Genomic DNA, 19704 nt, shown 5'->3' on the forward strand with positions numbered 1-19704 from the left:
CCTTTTCACCTTACACCATGCCTTCTAATTCTTTATTGGCTTTATCTAACTTGTCAAGGTACTGCGTATCAACCTTTGATTTTTCGATAGGCTTAAAGATAAGCTGCTTAATCTTGCCTTCATCATCCAGCTGGACTTTACCGGTTTCATCGGTCTTGGCAACAATATATTCCTTTAATTCCTTAGGCAGCTGCTCGTAGAATTTCGGCTCTTTGGCAAGACCGGCAACAATCAGGCCTAAGCTAGAGAGGGTTTTGGTTTCTTCTCCGCGCTTGACTAAGACATCAACCTTTTTGCCCCAATACCTGATATTATCTTCAAAGATAATCCTGATTGAGCCAGCTATTAGATACGGCTCAAGGCTCTTAATAATATAGTCCTGGGGGATATCCGGTATGGTAACTAAGCTCTTAAGCAAATCATCAGTTAAGCCTAAAATTTTGACAATCTTATCCCTATTCAAAGCTGGATCGATATTGATAAGTCTGACGCGTATGTTCTCTGGAATCTGTTTCTTTTCCTGCGCCTGATACAATGAAGCAAGCGCTTCTCTAAAGCCAAGTCCTTTTAGCTGAGGCGTGCCTTTTGAGGTATCGATAAGAGTATCGACATCAATTTCTAGCGTCATTCCGTCATAACCAATACAAAGCATATTAATAGCCTGAATTGCGCTGTTGCTTAAGACTAAATCATTATTCTCATTAACACTAAACAAGGCTCCAGCGAAAGGATCAGCCGTCTTTATTTTTAGCTTCTCTGTATTTTCCCTGTTAAATTTATCCTCAAGGACTTTTATGGCATCGCTGACTGCCTGGTTATCCGGTTCTTTCTCAAAGAGCAGCCTTAAAAACGGCAAGGCTTCAACAGCGCCAAATTTTGCTAAAGCAATGGCTGCATTATTTCTTATTTCCCGACTCGGGCTATATAAGGAATTGATAAGCTTAGAATCTACTTCTCTTAATAACATGACCAAGTCAGCATCGTTTAGCCTGATTTGCTGTTCTTGCTCAATAGACCTTGCTTTCTTGCTTGCCCAATCAACCCTGGGAAGATTACCCAGGTTAATAGTAGTGTTGATAGTACGGAATTCTTGCTCAATGCCCGGAGGCAAAGTCACGGAAGTCTTAAATAATAATCCCATAAACAGCCGTTCCAGCTCCTGATCTGCCGGATGAGAAAGCTTATAGAACGCTGAACCGACCTCATGAACGATAATCCTGAATAAGGCTACCAAAATCTGCTTATCTCTGTTTTTTATGCCCTGGTTTATCTCTTCAACAGTAACCGGCCTTCCCAATAAATCCTCAAGACAGGACCGCTGAATATAAAAGGTATTACCGCTAAGAGTCGCACCAAAGGTTGAACGTCCGTTGTCAATAATGTATATATTTAAAGTCCTGAGGTAATCTATCAGTTCGTTAGCGTGGTTGGGAAATATGCGCGAGAAAAATACTGTGAGTGCAACAAGAAAATCAGGATCCAGCGGCATACCCTTAATTTTTCCCAATTCATAAGATTCTTTTATTTCTCGTGCCATAGGAGGCGGAAAATCTCCAAACTTAGCCGGAAGATTAGTCGTATCTCTGAACATGTTGTCAAAGAATAATTTTCTTAAGCCCTCTATAACACTGTCTCTTGTATCAGGAAAATCAAGGCTAAAATTATTATTAGGCGCCTGGGGCTTCTTTTCTTGAGGCTTAGGCTGAGGAATAGGTTGAGGCGACGGGGTAACCGGCTTGGGTCTTTCCAGTTCTGGCTCATAGACCGGCGGTTCTTCTATTATAGGCCTTACTTGTTTTAGTTTTGGCTTATTAAAATCTAAAATCTCTTCTATTCTTTCATCAAAACGGCTTCCCTTGCCTTTTTCGCTTTTTCCAACAATTTTGATTTCATATTCTTCAGCTAAGCGGGAAACATCCTTAGCCAACTGCTCTGTCCACGGGATCCCTTTTCTTGCAGCGAGTTTCTTCGCTCCTAGAAGAATTGCCTCGTGGGCAAGCAGGACTGCGACTTCAAAAGTATAGAGCTGCTCGTAGGTAAGCTGGTCTATGTAGATTGAATTATTAGAAAGTCCGTTGTGAGCTATCTGATAGGCATTTTCATTGTTTACCAATAAGCCGGGAGGAGAATTATTGTGCGGTACTATCAAGACAATATTTGCTATCGAAAGTATCTCCGGAATATCAACTCTGCCTAATCTTGGAATTTGCACAGAAGGATATCTTTTTAACGACGAGATTACCCAGGCAATATCCTGTGCGTATTTTGCGCAGTTATCTTTCCAGCCGGATGCATCGCCCCAGATAAGGCTGCCCCTTCCTTCTCTTTGCGCTGCTGTAATAACCTCATTGACATCCATGTGTTCATCCGGGCTGAACATACCTTTTCCTTTAGCTGCGCCTGCAAAGTCAGACTTAATTCTATTGGCAAGCAGGTGTAAAGTTCGTTGCCAGCCATGCTCTCCGCCCTGATCGTAAAACTCTACTTCTTCAGGGATATTATGTTTTGCGCCAACGGAATAAACTTTTGCCCCGGGGATAATCATCCTGCGGTCTAATCCTGAAGGCCCGAAGTCGTCTCCCACAATAAGGATCTGTCGTGGTTGTATGTCCTGCGGAAGATAATTCCTGAACATTCCTACTGCCGCAGCTTTATCCACTCCTTTAGAAACTATATGTATAGTCCCTCCTCCAGAGACCAGTATATCTAACTGCCAGCTGCCGGGGATTCTGCGTTTAATTCTTTCTATTAATTCTTTTTTCTGATCCGCTGAAGTGCTTTCTTTGATGCCCAGAGTCAATGAAATATCCCTGTTATGAATAAAGGTAACACCCGGATCCTGGGTTAGAATGGGGCCTAAGACTGGAATATTGCCTTTTGGATTAACCACTTCTTTTATTGCGCTTCTTATGATTTCCTGCAATTCTTTTCTGTGCGCCTCTGTATCAAAAGGCGCTCTTCCCATGGTAGCGTCATCCAAAAGCACTGCCTTGAACTGCCCCTGTGTATAGAACTGCCATAGCTGGCTGCCTTCTGAAGGGCCGATATACAGGCTGCTCAACAGCTCTTCTGAATCTCCTGAGTTCTTAAGCAGGCTGCGCAGCGGTTCTATTAGATATGTTTTTGTCTCTTCCGTGCTTTGCGCGGTGATAATTGCAATCTTTATTTTTGCCTTTAAGAAACCTCTAAGCTGCTCAAGGATCTCCGGCGGTACAGTGCGCAGGGTGCGTGAAAGTGTCTTATCCAAATCGAATATCATTGCCTTCGGCAAGCCGGATGTGTTTGGAGCCTTTGGAATAATATCGTCTATCCCGCAGGAATATTTAAGCATTAAACCAATCCACAAATCTACGTGGTCAATAAGATTTTTTACCTTAACCTTCTCATGGGAATGATTACCCTCGTATGGAGAACGAATATGTAAACCAGCATTTGCATGATTTGGAAAATGGACAAAGTCACCCATACCTAAACCTTCTCTTGTCAGCTCTATTTTTCTACCTTTACTAACGGCAATTTCCCGAACCGTATTTATTATGTCACTGTAGGGCTTCTTCTGGCTGTCCTGACCAGACACTACAACAACGAACGAATTATCCGGATCAGGGATTGCATAATCTAACGGACCATCGGAAGTCAGCGAGAATAACACATTCTTAAACAACTCAGGATGACTTTCACCCAAGTGTCTCGCTCCTTCAAAAGGCGTTTCTTCTTCAGCAGTAATAATGAAAACAATTCTTCTGCGGTCTGCGCCTTTATCCCAATAGTTTGTCTTTATGAATCTTAATGCTTCAAACAACACCGTAAGTCCCGCTTTATCATCTGCTCCGAAAGAACGATCTTGCTTATGATAAAAACCCTTTATCTGATCAGAAATATTCATATCTTCTGGAGTTGAAGAGGGGATTGTATCCATATGAGCATTGATGATAAATCCCGGCTCTTTAGAGAACCTTCCTGTCCCGGGAAATTCTACAACCAGGTTCTTTGGTGTATCCGAGCTGCCGCACTGCGGGCCGCATTCAAGAACAACTCTTGCACCCATGGCTGTAAGGGCATCTTTTAACTGCTGCCTGATTGCCTCTTCGCTTCCTGTGGGACTTCTCTGACGGATCAGGCTGACAAAAGTATCTACGCTTTGGCTTCTGGCTTTTTCATGCAAATAGAGTGAACTTACTTCTTTAGAAATTGCCCTTGCCTTGGCTAACAAGGTGTCTGCCACCGGCTTTATTTCTTCGGCCTTTTTCAGCACTTCTATTTCTTTCTTTAGCTGCGCCTCTTCTTCTTTAAGCTCGGTTATGGTTTCCTGCAAAAGCCCTCTTTGCACATCTAAACCGCGAAGTACAAGCAAGAGCCTCTCGCGTTCTTCATTAAGCTTGGCTGCAGCAGCATTAATACCGTCTAATTCCTGACGTGCTTTATCCCTTTCAGCAACAAGACTGTCCAACTCAGCTTTTACCCCTGCTTTTTCCTGTTCAAGCCTTGAGAGCTCGGCTGCATGCTCTTGTTTCTTTCTAGCGAATTCTTCATCCAGGGCGTTGATCTGGGCTTGGATATCTTGTCTTTGAGCATCAAGCTGTTCCTGCAGCCTCTTCTGTTCTTCGCTTAGAACCTGCTGCTTTTGCTGCGCCTGAGCTTGAGTGGCTTCTTGTGTTTCTTGAACATGGCGCCTTGCTTCCTCAAGTTCTTGTTGTGTTCTATCAACATTTTCTTTTAACGCTGCCCTTTGAGCCTCTAAGCCGCGGATTTCTTCCTGAAGATTTTGTTTTTCTTTTCCAAGGCTTAATAATTCCTGCTTTTTGCTTTCTACATCCTGCTGAACTCCCTTTAAGCCTGTGGTTTCGGCCTTAAGCTTTTCTCTTTCTTCTCTTAAGCTGGTCAGCTCCTGAGTAAGATTTGTTATTTCTTCTTTTATAACTCTTGCTTTTTCCTCTGCCTCGCTTATAGATAACGACAGTTCTTTTTGTTTAGCCTTAATCTCATTTTGCAGCGCAGTTGTCTGTTGGGAGAGTTCATCTTTCTGTCGGATTAAACTTTCTATCTGCTGATCTAGCTGTGTTGTTTTAATTTGAGCTGCGCGCTCGGTTTCCTGTCTGGCCAAAGCGTCTTTTTCTGTTTCAAGGCTAGTAATAGCTTGCGTTAATTCCTGCATTTTTTGATTCAAGGCTGCTATTTCTTTCTGAAGACCATCTTTCCTAGTCTGAAAACTTGCAGCATCTTCTTCAAGCTGTTTTTTCTGTGCATTAAGAGCAGTTGTTTCTTCTTTTACTTTTCTTAAGTTTTCTTCTGCTTCCTGCAATTGCTTATTTAATGCCTCTATCTGAGCCTTAGCAGCTGAAGTATCCTGCAGAGCTGTTAACTCCTGGCGTGCTTTTTCTTTCTGCTGCTCCAAGACCTTCAGTTCTTCCTGATAAGCATCAATTTTTTGCTTTAAGCCCTGGATCGCCTGTTCATAATTAGTTCTTTCTTCTTTGAATCTGGCTGTTGCCTCTTCCTCCTGAGCTGCTGCCAAAGACAAACTCTGCCTCTTTGCTTCCAAATCTTTCTCAAGCTGGATAATTTCCTGTGTTAGTTTTTCTTTCTGCTGAGTTAATTCTTGAATCTGCTGTCCAGCTTGCGCGGACTTCTGGCTTCTTTCTTCTTCAAGCGCAGCAATTGTCTTTTCAAGACCTGCTATTTCTTCTTTAAGACTGGATACCTTTGTCTGTAATTGCGGAATAACTGCTGCATCCTGCGGCTCAACTGCTACTACATCGTCCGGTTTTTCTCCTGCACCCTCAAGTGCCTCAATAGGAAATGGAGTCTTTGGCAAAGGATAGTCTTGTTTGTTATATTCAATTTGTCCTTGCAGGACCTCGGGTTTCACTGCGTAAAGCTCAAATCCTTCAGGAGTAGTTTTTGTGCTAAGAAGATTAATGACTTTTAAATCCAAAATTGTGATGACTTCCTTAATCTTAGAGAGCCTGTATTTGGTTTGGGTGACATTATGGAACTTCTGGAAACGGGCCCATTCATAACGCTGGATAAAATCTATTGAGCGGGGAGTGTAGTTTATCGGTTCGCCCGGAAGATTAAAAGTATGGAGCAATTGATACCAGTCATTATCCCTTAAGAGCCAGGATATCCTCAAGCCATAGATATCATAAAGATGGCTTACTACAGAGAGCTTTTCTTCGCTAGTTAGTTCCTGCCATTCAGGATGTTTTATAATCTGCGTTAATTCTTTTTTGGCAAAACCTCTTTTTGAAGATGCGAGATTTGTCACTGTTAACGGTAATCCTAAGCCTTCCAGAAAAGCCTTCTGATTCCGCAAGGTATCAGGATTGCGTAACAATAAACTTCTGCCATGTCCATTTACGATATCAAGCCCCAGTTCATCATGCAGGAAACGGATTCTATCTTTTACATTGATTTTTTCAGAGCGAAGCAGACGCTGCATTTCTTTGGAAGGAAGCGCTTTTAAGAATTCAACTGACTTATCTATATCTGCATCGCTAATCTTTACTGTCTGAGTCTCGGGCCTTGGTGTGGTGGTAATAGTTTCGGCTTGGGAAGATAGAGTGGCGGATTCTTGTTCTTTCTGTGAAACTTGCGACTTTAATTCTACAATCCTTGCGTCCAGCTCTTCTATGATGTTATTTTTGACCTCTTTTGCCTGAACAAGCTCATCTTGAACTCTTTGGTGTTCTTCTCTTAAACGCCCTAATTCATCGGTTATCTTCTTTAACTCGTCTTCCTGTTTCTTGCTACCTGCTTCTAAATCAGCGGCCTGCGTTTTCTTCTGTTCAATTTCAGCAGCTAAATCTTCTTTTTCTTTTCGTTGAGAAGAAAGCTGCCTTTCTAAGTCATCTGCCTGCTGCTGCAATCCTTTAACCCTGTCAGAAAGATTCTTAAATCTTGACCATCTTCTCCATAAGATGATCCCGCCTGCTAATATTCCTATGCCGGTTAAGCCAAGCAGGATTATTCCTAATTTCCCCTGCCAGGGAAGACTAATCCAGATATTCTTTAATGTAGGTTCGGATTTTATTTTAGCCTCATCTAAAACTGTCTTTGCCTCGCTTATCTGTTGCCTTAAGCCTGATAAATTCTGCTGTAGTTTATCCTTATCCTGCGTTAACTGGTTAACGTTATTCTCAAGGACGCTCTTTTGAGACTGCAACTGCGTTAAATTTTGCTCCCCTTGTTTTTTCTGTGTCTCAAGCTGCCTGACTTCACCTTGAAGATTATCAATTTTCTGCTGGATGCGCGGGGGCTGGCTTTGTAAATGCTTTACTTCTTGGGCGGCTTTTTCTTTTTCAGCAAGAATTCTGTTTAATTCTTCCTGCGCTTGTTGCTGCTGCGCTTCAAGGGTAGCAATTTGACGTTCATAGTCAGCTTTCTTCTCTTGAAGCTGAGTAACTTCTTCAGGAAGTTTTTGTGTTTCCTTTAACTGCTGCAGTTGTTTTTGGGCACCGGCAAGCTGGGCTTTCAGATCAGATACTTCTATTTTAAGATTTGAATCTGTCTGGCGTATTTTATCCAGTTCAGCCTGTATAGATTTTATTTGCTCGCTGATCTGAGTTATAATCTGCTGTGTATCTGGAGCATTATCTTGAGCTTGGTCTACCTGCGCCGGTTTAGGTTTAGCCTCTTCTCTAGCCGGTGCTTTTTCTTGCGAAACAGCATCTTTGCCGGTTTCTTCCACAGAAACCTTTCCGCTTAAATCTAACGGTTTTTGTCCTTCAGGTACATCACTTAAACCAACCTTGGGATTAACCTGTGCAGTAGCAGGGCCAAGCCTGACCTTAGCTTCCGTTGCAAGCTCAACTCCTTCAGTATCACTTTTATTCTGTTTAACTTTTTCTCCCAAAGATGCCTTGGCAGATAAACTTATTGGGGCTTCTTCCTGAGGAACATCACTTAAGCCCACCTTCGGACTTATATCTCCAGTTAGAGGGCCTACACGCATGTTGCCTTGACTCCTGAGCTCAACTCCTTTGGGTGCCTTTTTAACTTCTGGTGTCTTGGCTGTTTCCTGTTTCTTTGCCTTCTCGCCTAATTCGATATTCCCGGAAACGCTTAACGACGCTTCATGTGGTTTAGGCTGGCTAAGAGCAACCTCTGTTCTACTGTGTATAGTCAGAGGTCCTATCCTTGAATTAAATGCAGTGGCGCAGCCACTGGAAAGCAGCAATGCAGCAGCCAATAGAAAGCCGGTGCAGAAGTTCCGGAAAGAATGCCCTTGCTTAGGAGTATTTTTCTTAACCGGCTGTGAATTTGCTTGAACTGGACTGCTTACAGGATTATTTTCCTGCGCGGGGGCTGGCTTCTCTAAAACCGTACCCTCTCCTGAATCAACGGGCTGTATTTCTTGTGTTTCTTTTGGTGTATTTCTTTGCCAGATATTCCTTAATAATAAGGTTTGTCTTGGATTATTTGGATCAACTCTTTTTAAAGAATAGTTCCAATGCGGGCTAAAAGTCTCCAGGTATTCATTGCGCGCTGCATAATTATCCCACAGGCCTAAAGCCTTTAAATGTTCAAAGCCGGTTGTCTTTTCTATTTCCTGTGCTGTAGCAGGATATTTCTGGTCAAAATGGTCGTGTATGGCATTGAAATTGGAAATAAAACTGCTCATTAAAACTTGGCTGAATCCTTGTGAGCTGGCATATTCAACTACCTTCTCTAATACTTTATCCGAAATCTCCTTTACTGAAACCGGCCAAGATCTTCCCCAAACAGGAAGCTGTATTGCATCAACAATTAGAACAGGTTCGCTATCTTTCTCGCCAACAATTGTATAAACATTACCTACCCATTTGTCATCCTGGATAACCCTAAAGACCAATAATCCGGGGTCAAACATAAACTGTGGGATAGTATTGTAGAAAGCCGAGCCGTTTATGGAAGTACAGTCTCCACTTGCCACACCTCTTAAAATATCATCAGCCGTTCTCTCAGAAAGCCTCAGTTCAAACTGGATGTCTTTTGCCTCGCGGATAACCTGCTGCTTGTTTGCCTGGAACGAAGTGCAGCGGTTAAACTGCCAGCGGATATCTTCAATCTCTTTTTGCAAAACCCTGTTCAAGGCATCTTTTAAGCTTGCATTCTCTTCAAGGGAAATAGTCTCCCCGCCGATATCTATGCGGAAAAATTCCTCAAGGACACTTAAGGCGCCAAGGTAGTTTTTCTCAGATAAGAGATCATTGACCTCGTCGAGTTTGGCTTTGCTTTGCAAAGAAACATAAGATAAAAGCAGTTGATAATATGTGTATAGATCAGTCGGCGTTGCGCCTTTATACAGTTCTTTCCTTAACAGGCGCGACCTTTCCTGATGTATTCTTTCTAATAACTCATCAGCAGTGCCTATTTGTGTCCTTCTAATCCTATTTAAATACTGCCCGATAAACTCCTCGGCGCGCCTGTCTTCTTCATAACGAATCTTCTCTTTAGGAACACTAAAAAAGTAGCTCTTGTTTTGAGGCTGATCAAAGTCATCCGTCAAGCTCAATTCTTTCGCTCTTTGCTTAAAGTTATGATAGAAGCTCTTATCCTTAAAGAAATCTATGATGGAACCATGTTTAATAAGACTAGAGTAAAGCAGGCCTAATGCTTTAACAGCCTGATTTCTTGAAATGCCTACTTCAAAAGGAATTCTGATATCGATATTCTTTGGAACAAGCTCACTGGATTCTGCAGATATCTTGGACAAGACTTGAGCAAGTTGTGTCCTTAAATCCTCCGGTAATTTATATTCTTGAAGAACGGGTCTTGGTAAATATTCGGTTTCATAGTATGAATCGCGGTCCGGTTTATGCGGGAAGAGTTTGTAAAAAATGTAACAAACTAATCCGATAAATCCAGCAACACCTGCTACAAATACTAAAGGCGTAAGCGGATTATAGAGCCAATCACCAGAAGAAAAATCCTGCGCCTGGGCTTTATTTGCAAAGAGAAGGCTTGAGAATATTCCTAAAGGAATAAAGGATGCTAATCTTACGCCCAAAGCAGGACTAGATCCCCTGCCGGTACCAAGACCTAATTCAACGCCTATATGCCCAAGCTCGTCCTTCTTCTCCCTAATCTTCATTCTTAATTCGCCCAACTCATATTCTATCTTTTGGGCTTCTGCGGTTTTCTGATCAGAAGCTTCTTTTAAAGCTAAAGCTACAGCATTTTTGCCTGAGTTGGCTGCTTCCTGGCCTCTTCTATTTAACTGAGTTAACTCTTCTCGCCTCTCTTTGGAAAGGCTGGCAAGGCGGGTTTCCTCGCTGGACATCTCGCCTAAGAGTTTTTCCAAATAATCCAAATCTTTCTGTCTCTGCTGAATTACTTGAGGAGTAGTTTTATCTAACTCAATCCTATAGCCAGAGACATCCTGGAAATCATTAGAGATAGAATTTCCATTTATTGTCTGGACAAATTCTTCGCTTACTCCTGCCTCGGAAAAGAATTCTGTCCCCCCTAATTTCTTAAGCTTAAATACCGCCGTTTCATTTTGGCCACTTTTTTCTCTCGCAGCTTTACGTAAGGCATCTTTTATTCCCCGCTGAGCCGGATCAGAGCTTATCAGCAAATAATCAAATCCCTGCGAACCCAGATAGTTCATAAATTCACGAACAAATCTTGCTGCAAATTCTTTTCTTATCTCTTCTTTCCCTTCTCCATTTGTCACTAAAAGGTGGCTTTCGTTAAGTTGAAACATATCTAAGAAGAGATAGAATTTACCGTTTTTGTCTTTAAACGCGAAAGTATAAATATTACCTACCCATCTATTCTCTTCAATCACTTTAAAAAGAAAACAAGCGGGATCCATAACAAAAGCTTGGGTGTCCAAGAAATGCGGATAGTCACCATCGGTATTTTTTGTGCAATCTTGGCTCACAAATCCTTTGAAGAAATCAGCTAAGGTCCCTCCGGATAAATGGAACTGCAATATCTGTTTTCCTTTCTCATCGAGTTTATTGTTTATCGTAGACTTCTTTTGTTCAATAAATTTTGATACAGAAGAATAAAACTTGGACTTTTCCTGTAACCATTTATTCTTTAAAATCAGTTCGCGAACACGTTGCCAATATTGCACAACTGTCCTTAGCTTGTTAAAGTCATCGGTTGCACTGTTTATCTGCGCCCTTAACTCGGCTGTCTCAGAAAAAGCAAGGATTTCCATTATTTTTAAAGTAAATACTGCCCGCTGCTGTTCGGAAAACTGCTGCCAATTTTGCACTTTGCCTAACAGTTGTTGAGCCATCTTTGAAACTGTATCTGAAGTGACAAACTCCTCTAGAGGTCTACCCTTAATTAATTCCCTTTTTGGCTCAATAAAGTTATCATAGAGATTAGGCCATTCCATGCGTAGATATTGAATGAGCTGCCTTAACGCCTGAACGGTATCGCTTATAGGCATTACCTGCGCTTCTTCTTCCCTAGACCACTTTACTATCTCACCTATACAGGATACCCTGAATTTCTCTCCTGGCTGATTGAACCCCGGCTTTAATCCCGTTGCCTCATCAAGAAAACGCCTATAATACGCAGGCTTTTGGCTTTCCGCGTAGCTGTAAACACCATCCCTCCCCATCTTCTCCATAGCTTTTCTTACAGGAGAAAATTCTTGGATAAAGCTTCTAATTGTATCCTCCCCGCCTACGGCCCTGATCAGCTCATCAAAACTTACAGCGTCTCTTAAACCTGCGAGGTTAGATGGCGCGCCTAATTTAACAATTTTCTGGCCAACAATATACTGGTAGGCTTTCTCAACGCGCTTATCTGTATCTATTGATGAATCAGTTAAAATATCCAAAAGGTCTGGTGTAATCAAAACCAGCTGACGATAAGCTTTGTAATATTGATTCAGAACCGCGGGAAGATGATTAAAGTCCCTATCCTTTCCTTTGCTCTTGTAATAATCAAATGTTGTAGCAATATCACGGCAGAAAACCTCTAATACCTCAGGCTTAAGTTCAGAAAGACTCCCAATCCAGAAAACAAATTCTCTTGGATTAATAGCGACATTAGCAATCTTATCTATAGTATTATTAAGCAAACTAATAGTGGCTGGCTTTGTAAAATTAGCAGTTTTATCTAAATTATCCCAAACAGCAGTTAATCTTTGCTGTTCTTCTGGATTGGTAGTAAATCTTGCAGATAGTTCACGCCTCTTTACTATGTAGTTCTTGAGTTCTTGGTATCCGGACAAAACCTGTTTTGTTCCTGCAGCCCACGTCTGTGCCTCAAAATTAACGCACATAGTAAGCCACCATACAAAGTCATTCTTCCTGTAAGGCTGATTGGCAAGTGTGTCAATGTCCTTTAGAATTTCCAAGATTACATCTTTTATTAAGCCGGCGCAGCTCGGTCTTTTTTCTTCTAACTTTGCCTTTAAGGAATCAATAATCCTGCCAAGATCATCTTTCTCCTGCTGGTTAGTACAGAGTTTATCAAGAGCCATTTCTTTGGCTTGCTTAAAACCAGCTAAGTCATTGAAATTATTGATTACCGCTTGAGCTCCTCCACCCCAAACACTAGCATTAAGTCCTATTAATTCGGTTAACCAATAGATAAATTCTTCTTTTGACCTGCACGTTTTGGTTAATTCCGACAGAATATTCTTAAGTAAATCTGAACTATTGCTATCTTCAAGCATACCTGGAAGATGGCGAATACTTTTTTGTGAAAGTTGGTTTTTCAGATTATCGATATCTGAGAGGAATTTCTGGCGGCTTGAATCATCCTGGGTAAACTTAGCTGCAGCATTTTCTTTTGCTTGCTTAAAGCCAGCTTGAACAATGATTACATTTAGCGCCCCTGCCGGCCCATAGCCATTAACGCCTTTCCAGAAATTATCATCGAATGCCTTAAGGAAATTTATATATTCAAAGAATTCTGTTAGGTTACGAGAAACTTCAGTAACCTTAGGAATAATAGTCATAAGTATATAAACATCTGCAGTAACACCTCTTCTTTTTAATTCTTGCCGCAAGCTGTCAACTGTCTGGAACAGTTGGGATGTTTCTTGGGAATTATGGCAAAACTTTCCTGAAGCTTCCTCTTTAGCACGCACATAAGCAATTAGATTCTGTAATAGCCTAAGAAATTCTCCTGAAGACCATGACTGTTTTTCAAACTGCATAACTTCATTTATCCAGAATAAAAATTCATCTAAATTGCGTGAGGCTTTGTTAATTTCGGCTAATGCTTTTTTGAGGATGCCGGGATAATTTAATCCGTCTCTTTCCAGTTTCTGTATAAGGCCGTTTATAGCAGCTCTGGCTCTTGCAGCTGCTTCTTGGTTAGTACCGAACTTATTTAATGATTCCTCTTGAGCACAGTCAAATTCTCTTAGATCGGTAAAGACTGCTAAAACCTGCCTTTGCCCTTGGTCTAAGATATTCTTAGGCAAACTTACAACTAAAGTTAGCCAATGCCAAAACTCATCCCTATTTCTGGATTGCTCAGTGATTTGCGGAAGGATATCTTTAATTAAACCTACAGCATTGTTTGCGCCTTTCTGGGTAAGTTTTTCTTTTTCTCTATCAATACCGTCAAAAATAACCTTTTGCTCCTGGGCAGTGGTGGCAAATTTTGTTGCAGCAACGCGCGATACCCTTTTATATTCTCCGATATCTCCGTAAATCCGTGTCTTCTCGGACTTCCAGTTACCGAATTTGAATAGCCGGGCAATCTTTTCTTCTTGTCCTGCTTCCATCCAAGAGCGAAAGATCTTCTCCAGGTATTCCTTGGACATGCGCGCGTATACGGGGGCCACGCTGCTTATGTCTCTATCTGAGAGCTCATCCGAAAGCAAGAGATTAACTTTTTGCAGTTTTCGGTAAGTAAGAGGGAATGTTAAGAAACGGTAGACAGTTTTTACCACACTGGTAACCTTTTCGCTTACCCAAACACCTGCGACACTTAAACCAGCACCCAGAAGTGGAGCAACTACTATTTCCCCAATCCAAACTACATATCCTAAGGTTGCTGGCTTGTCAGACGTACCTAGCTCCCAATGATGACCGTAGGGAACGTAATATAGGAATATACCTCCTAAGATCCAAGCAACCACGGCGCCTAACCAGGCAACCGCAGTCAAATTGTCGTCATAAGAAAGCTGCCCTATCCAGCCACGTTCTTTCTCAATCTTTAAGGATTCGCTTAATGTCTTAGCATATTCTAGGTCCTGCGGTCTTTGAGATTTAGAGATGTTTCCTGTTTGCTGCAGAATTGCATTTAATTCTTCCGTAACTGAAGAGTCTGGCTTTATTTCCTGGGCACGCTGGAATGCCCTTACCGCTTCTAACAACTGTCCCTTCTTATGCAAGGATCTGCCTAAGTTAGCCAAAACTATCTGGTCATTTGCATCAAGCTCGAGTGAACGCTTATAGCTTTCAATGGCTTTTACATCATCGCCCTTTTCAACATAAACCACACCTAAATTATTATAGGTGGTGCTGTTATTTGGCGTTATTTCCAGGGATTTTCTGTAAGATGTTATAGCGTCATCAAAGCGCCTCTTCTTTCTTTGGCATTCAGCTAAAAGATTGTAATCAACCGCGTTCTTGGAGTTTAGTTTTATGGCCTGATTAATTAAACTTATAGCCTCATCAATATTGCCTTTCTTAAACTCTGAATTTGCTCTCCAATACAACCTTTCATGGGAAATCCCTTTGCCAACTTTGCCGCCAAGAATTCCGCTGACAATTGAAACCGGCCAGGCGATAAGCAGGGTTGCCAGGATCGGCCAGTCTGCCTCTTTAGGATTGGTAAAGACCTCCTGAATCTTTGGGGTCAAATTAACAAAGTAGGCATAATAGCCTGCAACTAATGAACCAACGGCCGCGGTCATACCCAAGGTTTTACCGGCCGTTGTGTTAAACCATTTGTTGAGAATTTTCTTGGTAATATAAAGAGGGGGACCGAATAATACCGTAAATACTGCAACCACTCCTATGGAAAGCGGATCCAAGGCGTATAAGGTTGTTCCACCGGTCTCACCTAATTCCCTGCGCAATGAGTTAATCTGTTCTTCGTATCTTGCTTTCTCCTGCTCAAGACGGCCAAGCTTTTCTTTAACTTTCCTAAGTTTTGAAGTTAAACCGTCTACTGCCGGCTGCAAGGCTTCGATAACAATCCTATCGTTCTGTCTTTTTGCCTCTTCCAGGCCCTCACTTAATTCCCTAAGATCGGTTTGAACCTTAGCAATTGTTCCTTCCTGTTCTCTGAATTTAACCAAGAATTGGTTATAATCATCAGTCAAGGCCTTAAGCCTTGCCCTCTTGCTTTCTGCTTCTCCCATATTAGGAGCGGGCAGCGCTCTTGCTTGCGGTGCCGGAGGCAGTTCAGAGATGCTTTCTTCTTCTGTAACGACAACCTGACCCTCTATGACATCTTCCGGCAAGTTCCTGGCTAATTCTGCCTGGATTTCTCTTCTTACATCGCCTTCGGTTACTTCTATATCTTGAGAGGCTTTTTTTGCCAGATATAAAAGCACGCGCCTGGCTATTTCAGGATTTAGGTATAATGATTTGTTTAGGGCAACTTTGGAATATCCGGTCATCATCTCAGGGAATGCCGGTATCTGCGACATACGGCGTTCTATAGTATTTATCCATTCCTGTACTAAAGGATCATTCTCAATTTGAGGATTATTGGTAAGAATCCACTTTAAATAACGAGGCAATCGCCCATATCTTTCGTTTATCTCTTCGCTAACATAAAGAGTCTGTTCTTCCGTACTTGGAGCATGAAAGCGGATCATGTGCTGAATTTGATTTTCAATAATACGCTGGAATTCTCTTTCCAGTTCTGCTATATAGCCATCCGTTAAGAGCCGGTAAAGCGCCTCATCAGAAAGTCCTTCGTATTGATCCAGCGCTTGCTCGGTAACCCTATCTCGGGCATTGTCAATAGCCCGTTCAAAATCACGCAAAACTTTTTCATCCGTGCCATCCATCATCCGCTGCATATTTTCTAATATATGGATTACCTTATCTCTATCTGAGGTATCCTGATTAAGCATGGATAGGGGCATGGGTAAAGGCAGTTCACCAGGACCCACAGGCCTAAAGCTCCTGGCTAAAGCGTCCTTTGAGCCTTGAGCAATGGAACCGCTTAACTGCTGGATGCGGTTTTCTAACTCTTGGCGCATGGTAACGGGCAAATTATGATTCGGCTGTATACCTTGAGGGTTGCTGATTATGCTTGCCACCGGCCTTGCAACTTGAGGCCTGCTGAAAGTTGTTACTATGGTAGGCTCAATTACAACCGGAGCCACTTCCTGAACAGGAGTCTTTCCCTTCGAAGAAATCTTCTTAATGATGCGATAGGCAAAATATCCAATTGTGCCTGCTATCGCTAAGAAAATAGTCACGCCATGGGTAAATACATCGCTAAATGAGGCGAATATCTTAGAAGACGCAGAATTATCTTGGCCTAAAGCTGTTGTAGAAAAATACAAACTTAGCGTAAAAACACTTATCGCTGTTAAGAAAGGCCGTAAATTTATCTTAATCTTGGGTATCGCAAAGCGAGGGATACTAGCTTTAATTTCAGGCTTTGCTTTTATTGCAGCGGGCTTTTCTTGCGCCGCAGGCGCAGAAAAAGTTACTGTTGGCTCCTGTTTGCCTCCTGCTATTCTCTGTTCTATGAACTTTGCTTCCTTGGCTTTTGGTTTTAAAGATGCAGCAAAGCTTGCGAATTTCTCTAACAGCGTTCCGGAATTTCCGGCTGCCTTTGGCTTAATCTCTGCTCCAGTGAGCACCGCGTTAAAAGCTTCTGCAATATCGATTCCCTGGGCTAAGAATCTTAAAAACTTCCAGGAATTTTCTTTATTATTTGTTTTTACAGACAGCCCATAGGCTACGCAGCCTATAACTTTGCCGTATTTGTAATTCTCAAGACCTGACTTGTATTCAGCCATCAAGTCAGCTATCCCCGGCGTATCCTGCGGCCTTGCGCCTGATTTTAAAGCTGCTGCCAGTTCTTCCGCTTTATCCGCGGTGTCCTTTGCGTTGGCAGCAAGGAATTGTTCAGGATTAGTTTGCAGTTCAAGTAGCCTTAGGAAACCAACTGCGCTAGCAAGATAAGCGCCTTCACCGTCATTTATATATCTGCCGTAGCTTCTAAGGTAATGAGTGGTTTCGTGTGCGATTATTTCTTTAAGATAATCATCTGAAAGATGTTCTCTTAAGGCGACAACTATCTTTTTATATTCCGGTTCAACGGAACCGCCGTGCTGATAATCCAATGTTTGAGAGTGATATAAAGATTTGCTTGAGAAATGGTTTAGAAGCTTGCCGCCCACAGCGTAAAACAATAACGGGCCAAAGGTGCCAAGCTGGATAAATACTTTCGCTACAGATGGATCGAATGCTCCGGTAAAGAAATACCATACCACCATTTCTAATAAGCAGGCAAATCCGAAGAACGCAGGGATACCTGACAAGGCAAGCAGCATATTTCTATTTGCTGTTTTGACCCAGCCGCGTATCTCTTCCTGTGTGTATTTTCTGAAAGGAATGGTATTACTGACTATCTCATCAACCTTATGCTGCGAGATCTCCGGGACCATCCTTCTAGAAACATAGGAAACCTCTTCTTTAATCATATTCCTTTGAGCGGCACTAAACTCAAAAGATACTATTTTGTTCTCGCTTCCTTTATCAAACGAAGAGGCAGCTAAAGGCGAATAAAGATAGAGCGCTACAGCAACTATCCCTGTGGAAATATTCTTGATATTTACTACGCTCTTTATCTTCCCTGTCATAGATAATATAAGCTGAGCAAATCTCTCAACCAAACCAGGGCCTTGCTGGATAGTCGGGGCTTGTTTTATAGGATTCTCCTGCTTTGGTATAGTGGCAGGTACTGTTTCTTCTAGCTGGACAGGTTTATTAATAGGCGAGATTTCCTCTAAGGCGAGGCTTACTGCTTTCTGATCTTCCTCAGATAACTGTAATCTATCTAACTGCGTCTGGAGCTCTTTAACCGAATAATATCTGGATGCCCTGGCAATCCAGTAATTCACCAAGAGTCTCCGAGCTTCCGGATCAGAAATACTGTTTATAATCTGCAAGGTATCAGGATCATTTAAGATATCCTGAAGCGGGAGCCTCTTATCCTTAAGAAGGGCAAAGTAGGTATTTTCCTTCTCCTGGCTTGATTTGATGCTAGGCGCAACCACAACATAAGAGATATCTTTTTCTTTTAGGATTGAAGTGAGGCCTTGGGTATGGAAACCACCGGCAACTATAATGACTGAATTTGAGCTGTAATCGCGGTTTAGACGGTTTAAAGAATTGCTGACTATGGCATTATCCCTGTCGTGGGCAAGACTGTAGAATTTGTCTAATGAGGCTATCTCGCTGTCCCCGGGAAGTGAATTTACGGCAGAGGAATTTGTATATCTTCTTAAAAGACTAGCTATGGCCTTAGAATTAAAAACCTCACGGTTACCTTTAAAGTATTCATAATCCTTAGGCGATAAGTTTATATTTGAAAGCCCTTTTATGATCCTGATTATTGAAGAAAGTTGCTCTATATCCCTTTCTGCTGAGGTAGCAGTAAGCTTATCTTTTACTGCTTCAGCGAAAGCATCAATTTCTTCAAAGACCTTGGAATTATCCAGGTTCTCAGAAACGGATAAATACTTAATATAGGTAAAGAGATTATTATAGGTGCTTACCGGAATACCTGCTTCTTTGGTTAGTTTCTCAAGGTAGGAATAATATTCAACCGGTGTGACTTTATTTGCCTTAAAATCAAGGCTGTTTTTAACCAGCTCTTCAAGGTCTTGCTTGGAAAGCGCCTTAGTGAGTGAATCAATTAAATCCTGGCGCTCGGCTTCAGCTTTATCAAAGTTAATTTTATGCTCAAGTTCTTGGAGATTAATGATTCGGGAAAGATTAGGAAATTTTGATAAATCAACGTTTTGTATTATAGACGCTATATTAAGGTAAGAGATATATTCCTCTAAAGAGATTCTCCCCAGCCTGAAATCTTCAGTTCTGCCGGTAAATTCCCTCAAGTCCTTGGAGTAATATTTATTTTTTAAGGTATCAATTACATCCTCAACTACCTTTAACGACCGGCCGAGCGAATCTGAAAAACTCTGGTTCTCCTTAAAGGTGTTTAAGTGGCTGGCGTAAAGCTCTCTATCCTCTGCGCCGAATACCTTCGGCGGTTCATTCTCGGTAATTAAAAGATAGTCTGTCCCTGAAATAAAGGATTTGGAGAGGAAATATTTGGCGATTTTTTCCCTTACCTTTTTGTCTTTAGGGAAAGACCTGAAAAAATCAGCGTCAAAATCCCCAAAACCGCCTTCAACTGAAACTAGATTAATTTTGTATTTGTCTTTTAGGTATTTTACGAGGCTTGCTTCATTAGTCTGCGCTTCCACATTTGCGTGGGCATCCTGGATATGGATAACCAGCTTATGCGGATTGTATTTTGAGGTATAGGATTCTTTGATTACACCGAGCTCTTGGGGGATTTCAACGGAAGGAGAATCTTGCGAGGCGCGCTTGTTCTTGTTGCTGAAGACCTCTCCTGCGCCTGCCCAGGTTAGGTCATAAGAAAAGAATGTAACTATCAAGACAATACAAATTGTCCTGATAAATATTCTTAATTTAGTATGCTTCTGCCAGTCCAACATCCTTTTAGTCTCATTTTTTCACTCTCGCAGGATTTGGACTTTGTTAAAGTGCTTAAGAACTGCTCAAA

The 19704-nt window shown here is 41.8% G+C and carries 1 protein-coding gene; it reads right to left on the reverse strand.

Translation table 11 applies throughout. From position 1 onward, the window contains the following. Positions 1 to 10 precede the first annotated feature (10 nt). Entirely contained in the window at positions 11 to 19636 is a 19626-nt protein-coding gene (locus C4533_05130; GenBank protein RJP29183.1) for a M20/M25/M40 family metallo-hydrolase, read from the reverse strand. Positions 19637 to 19704 lie beyond the last annotated feature (68 nt).

This window comes from Candidatus Omnitrophota bacterium (assembly GCA_003598025.1).
In the GTDB taxonomy this organism is placed as follows: domain Bacteria; phylum Omnitrophota; class Gorgyraeia; order Gygaellales; family Profunditerraquicolaceae; genus Profunditerraquicola.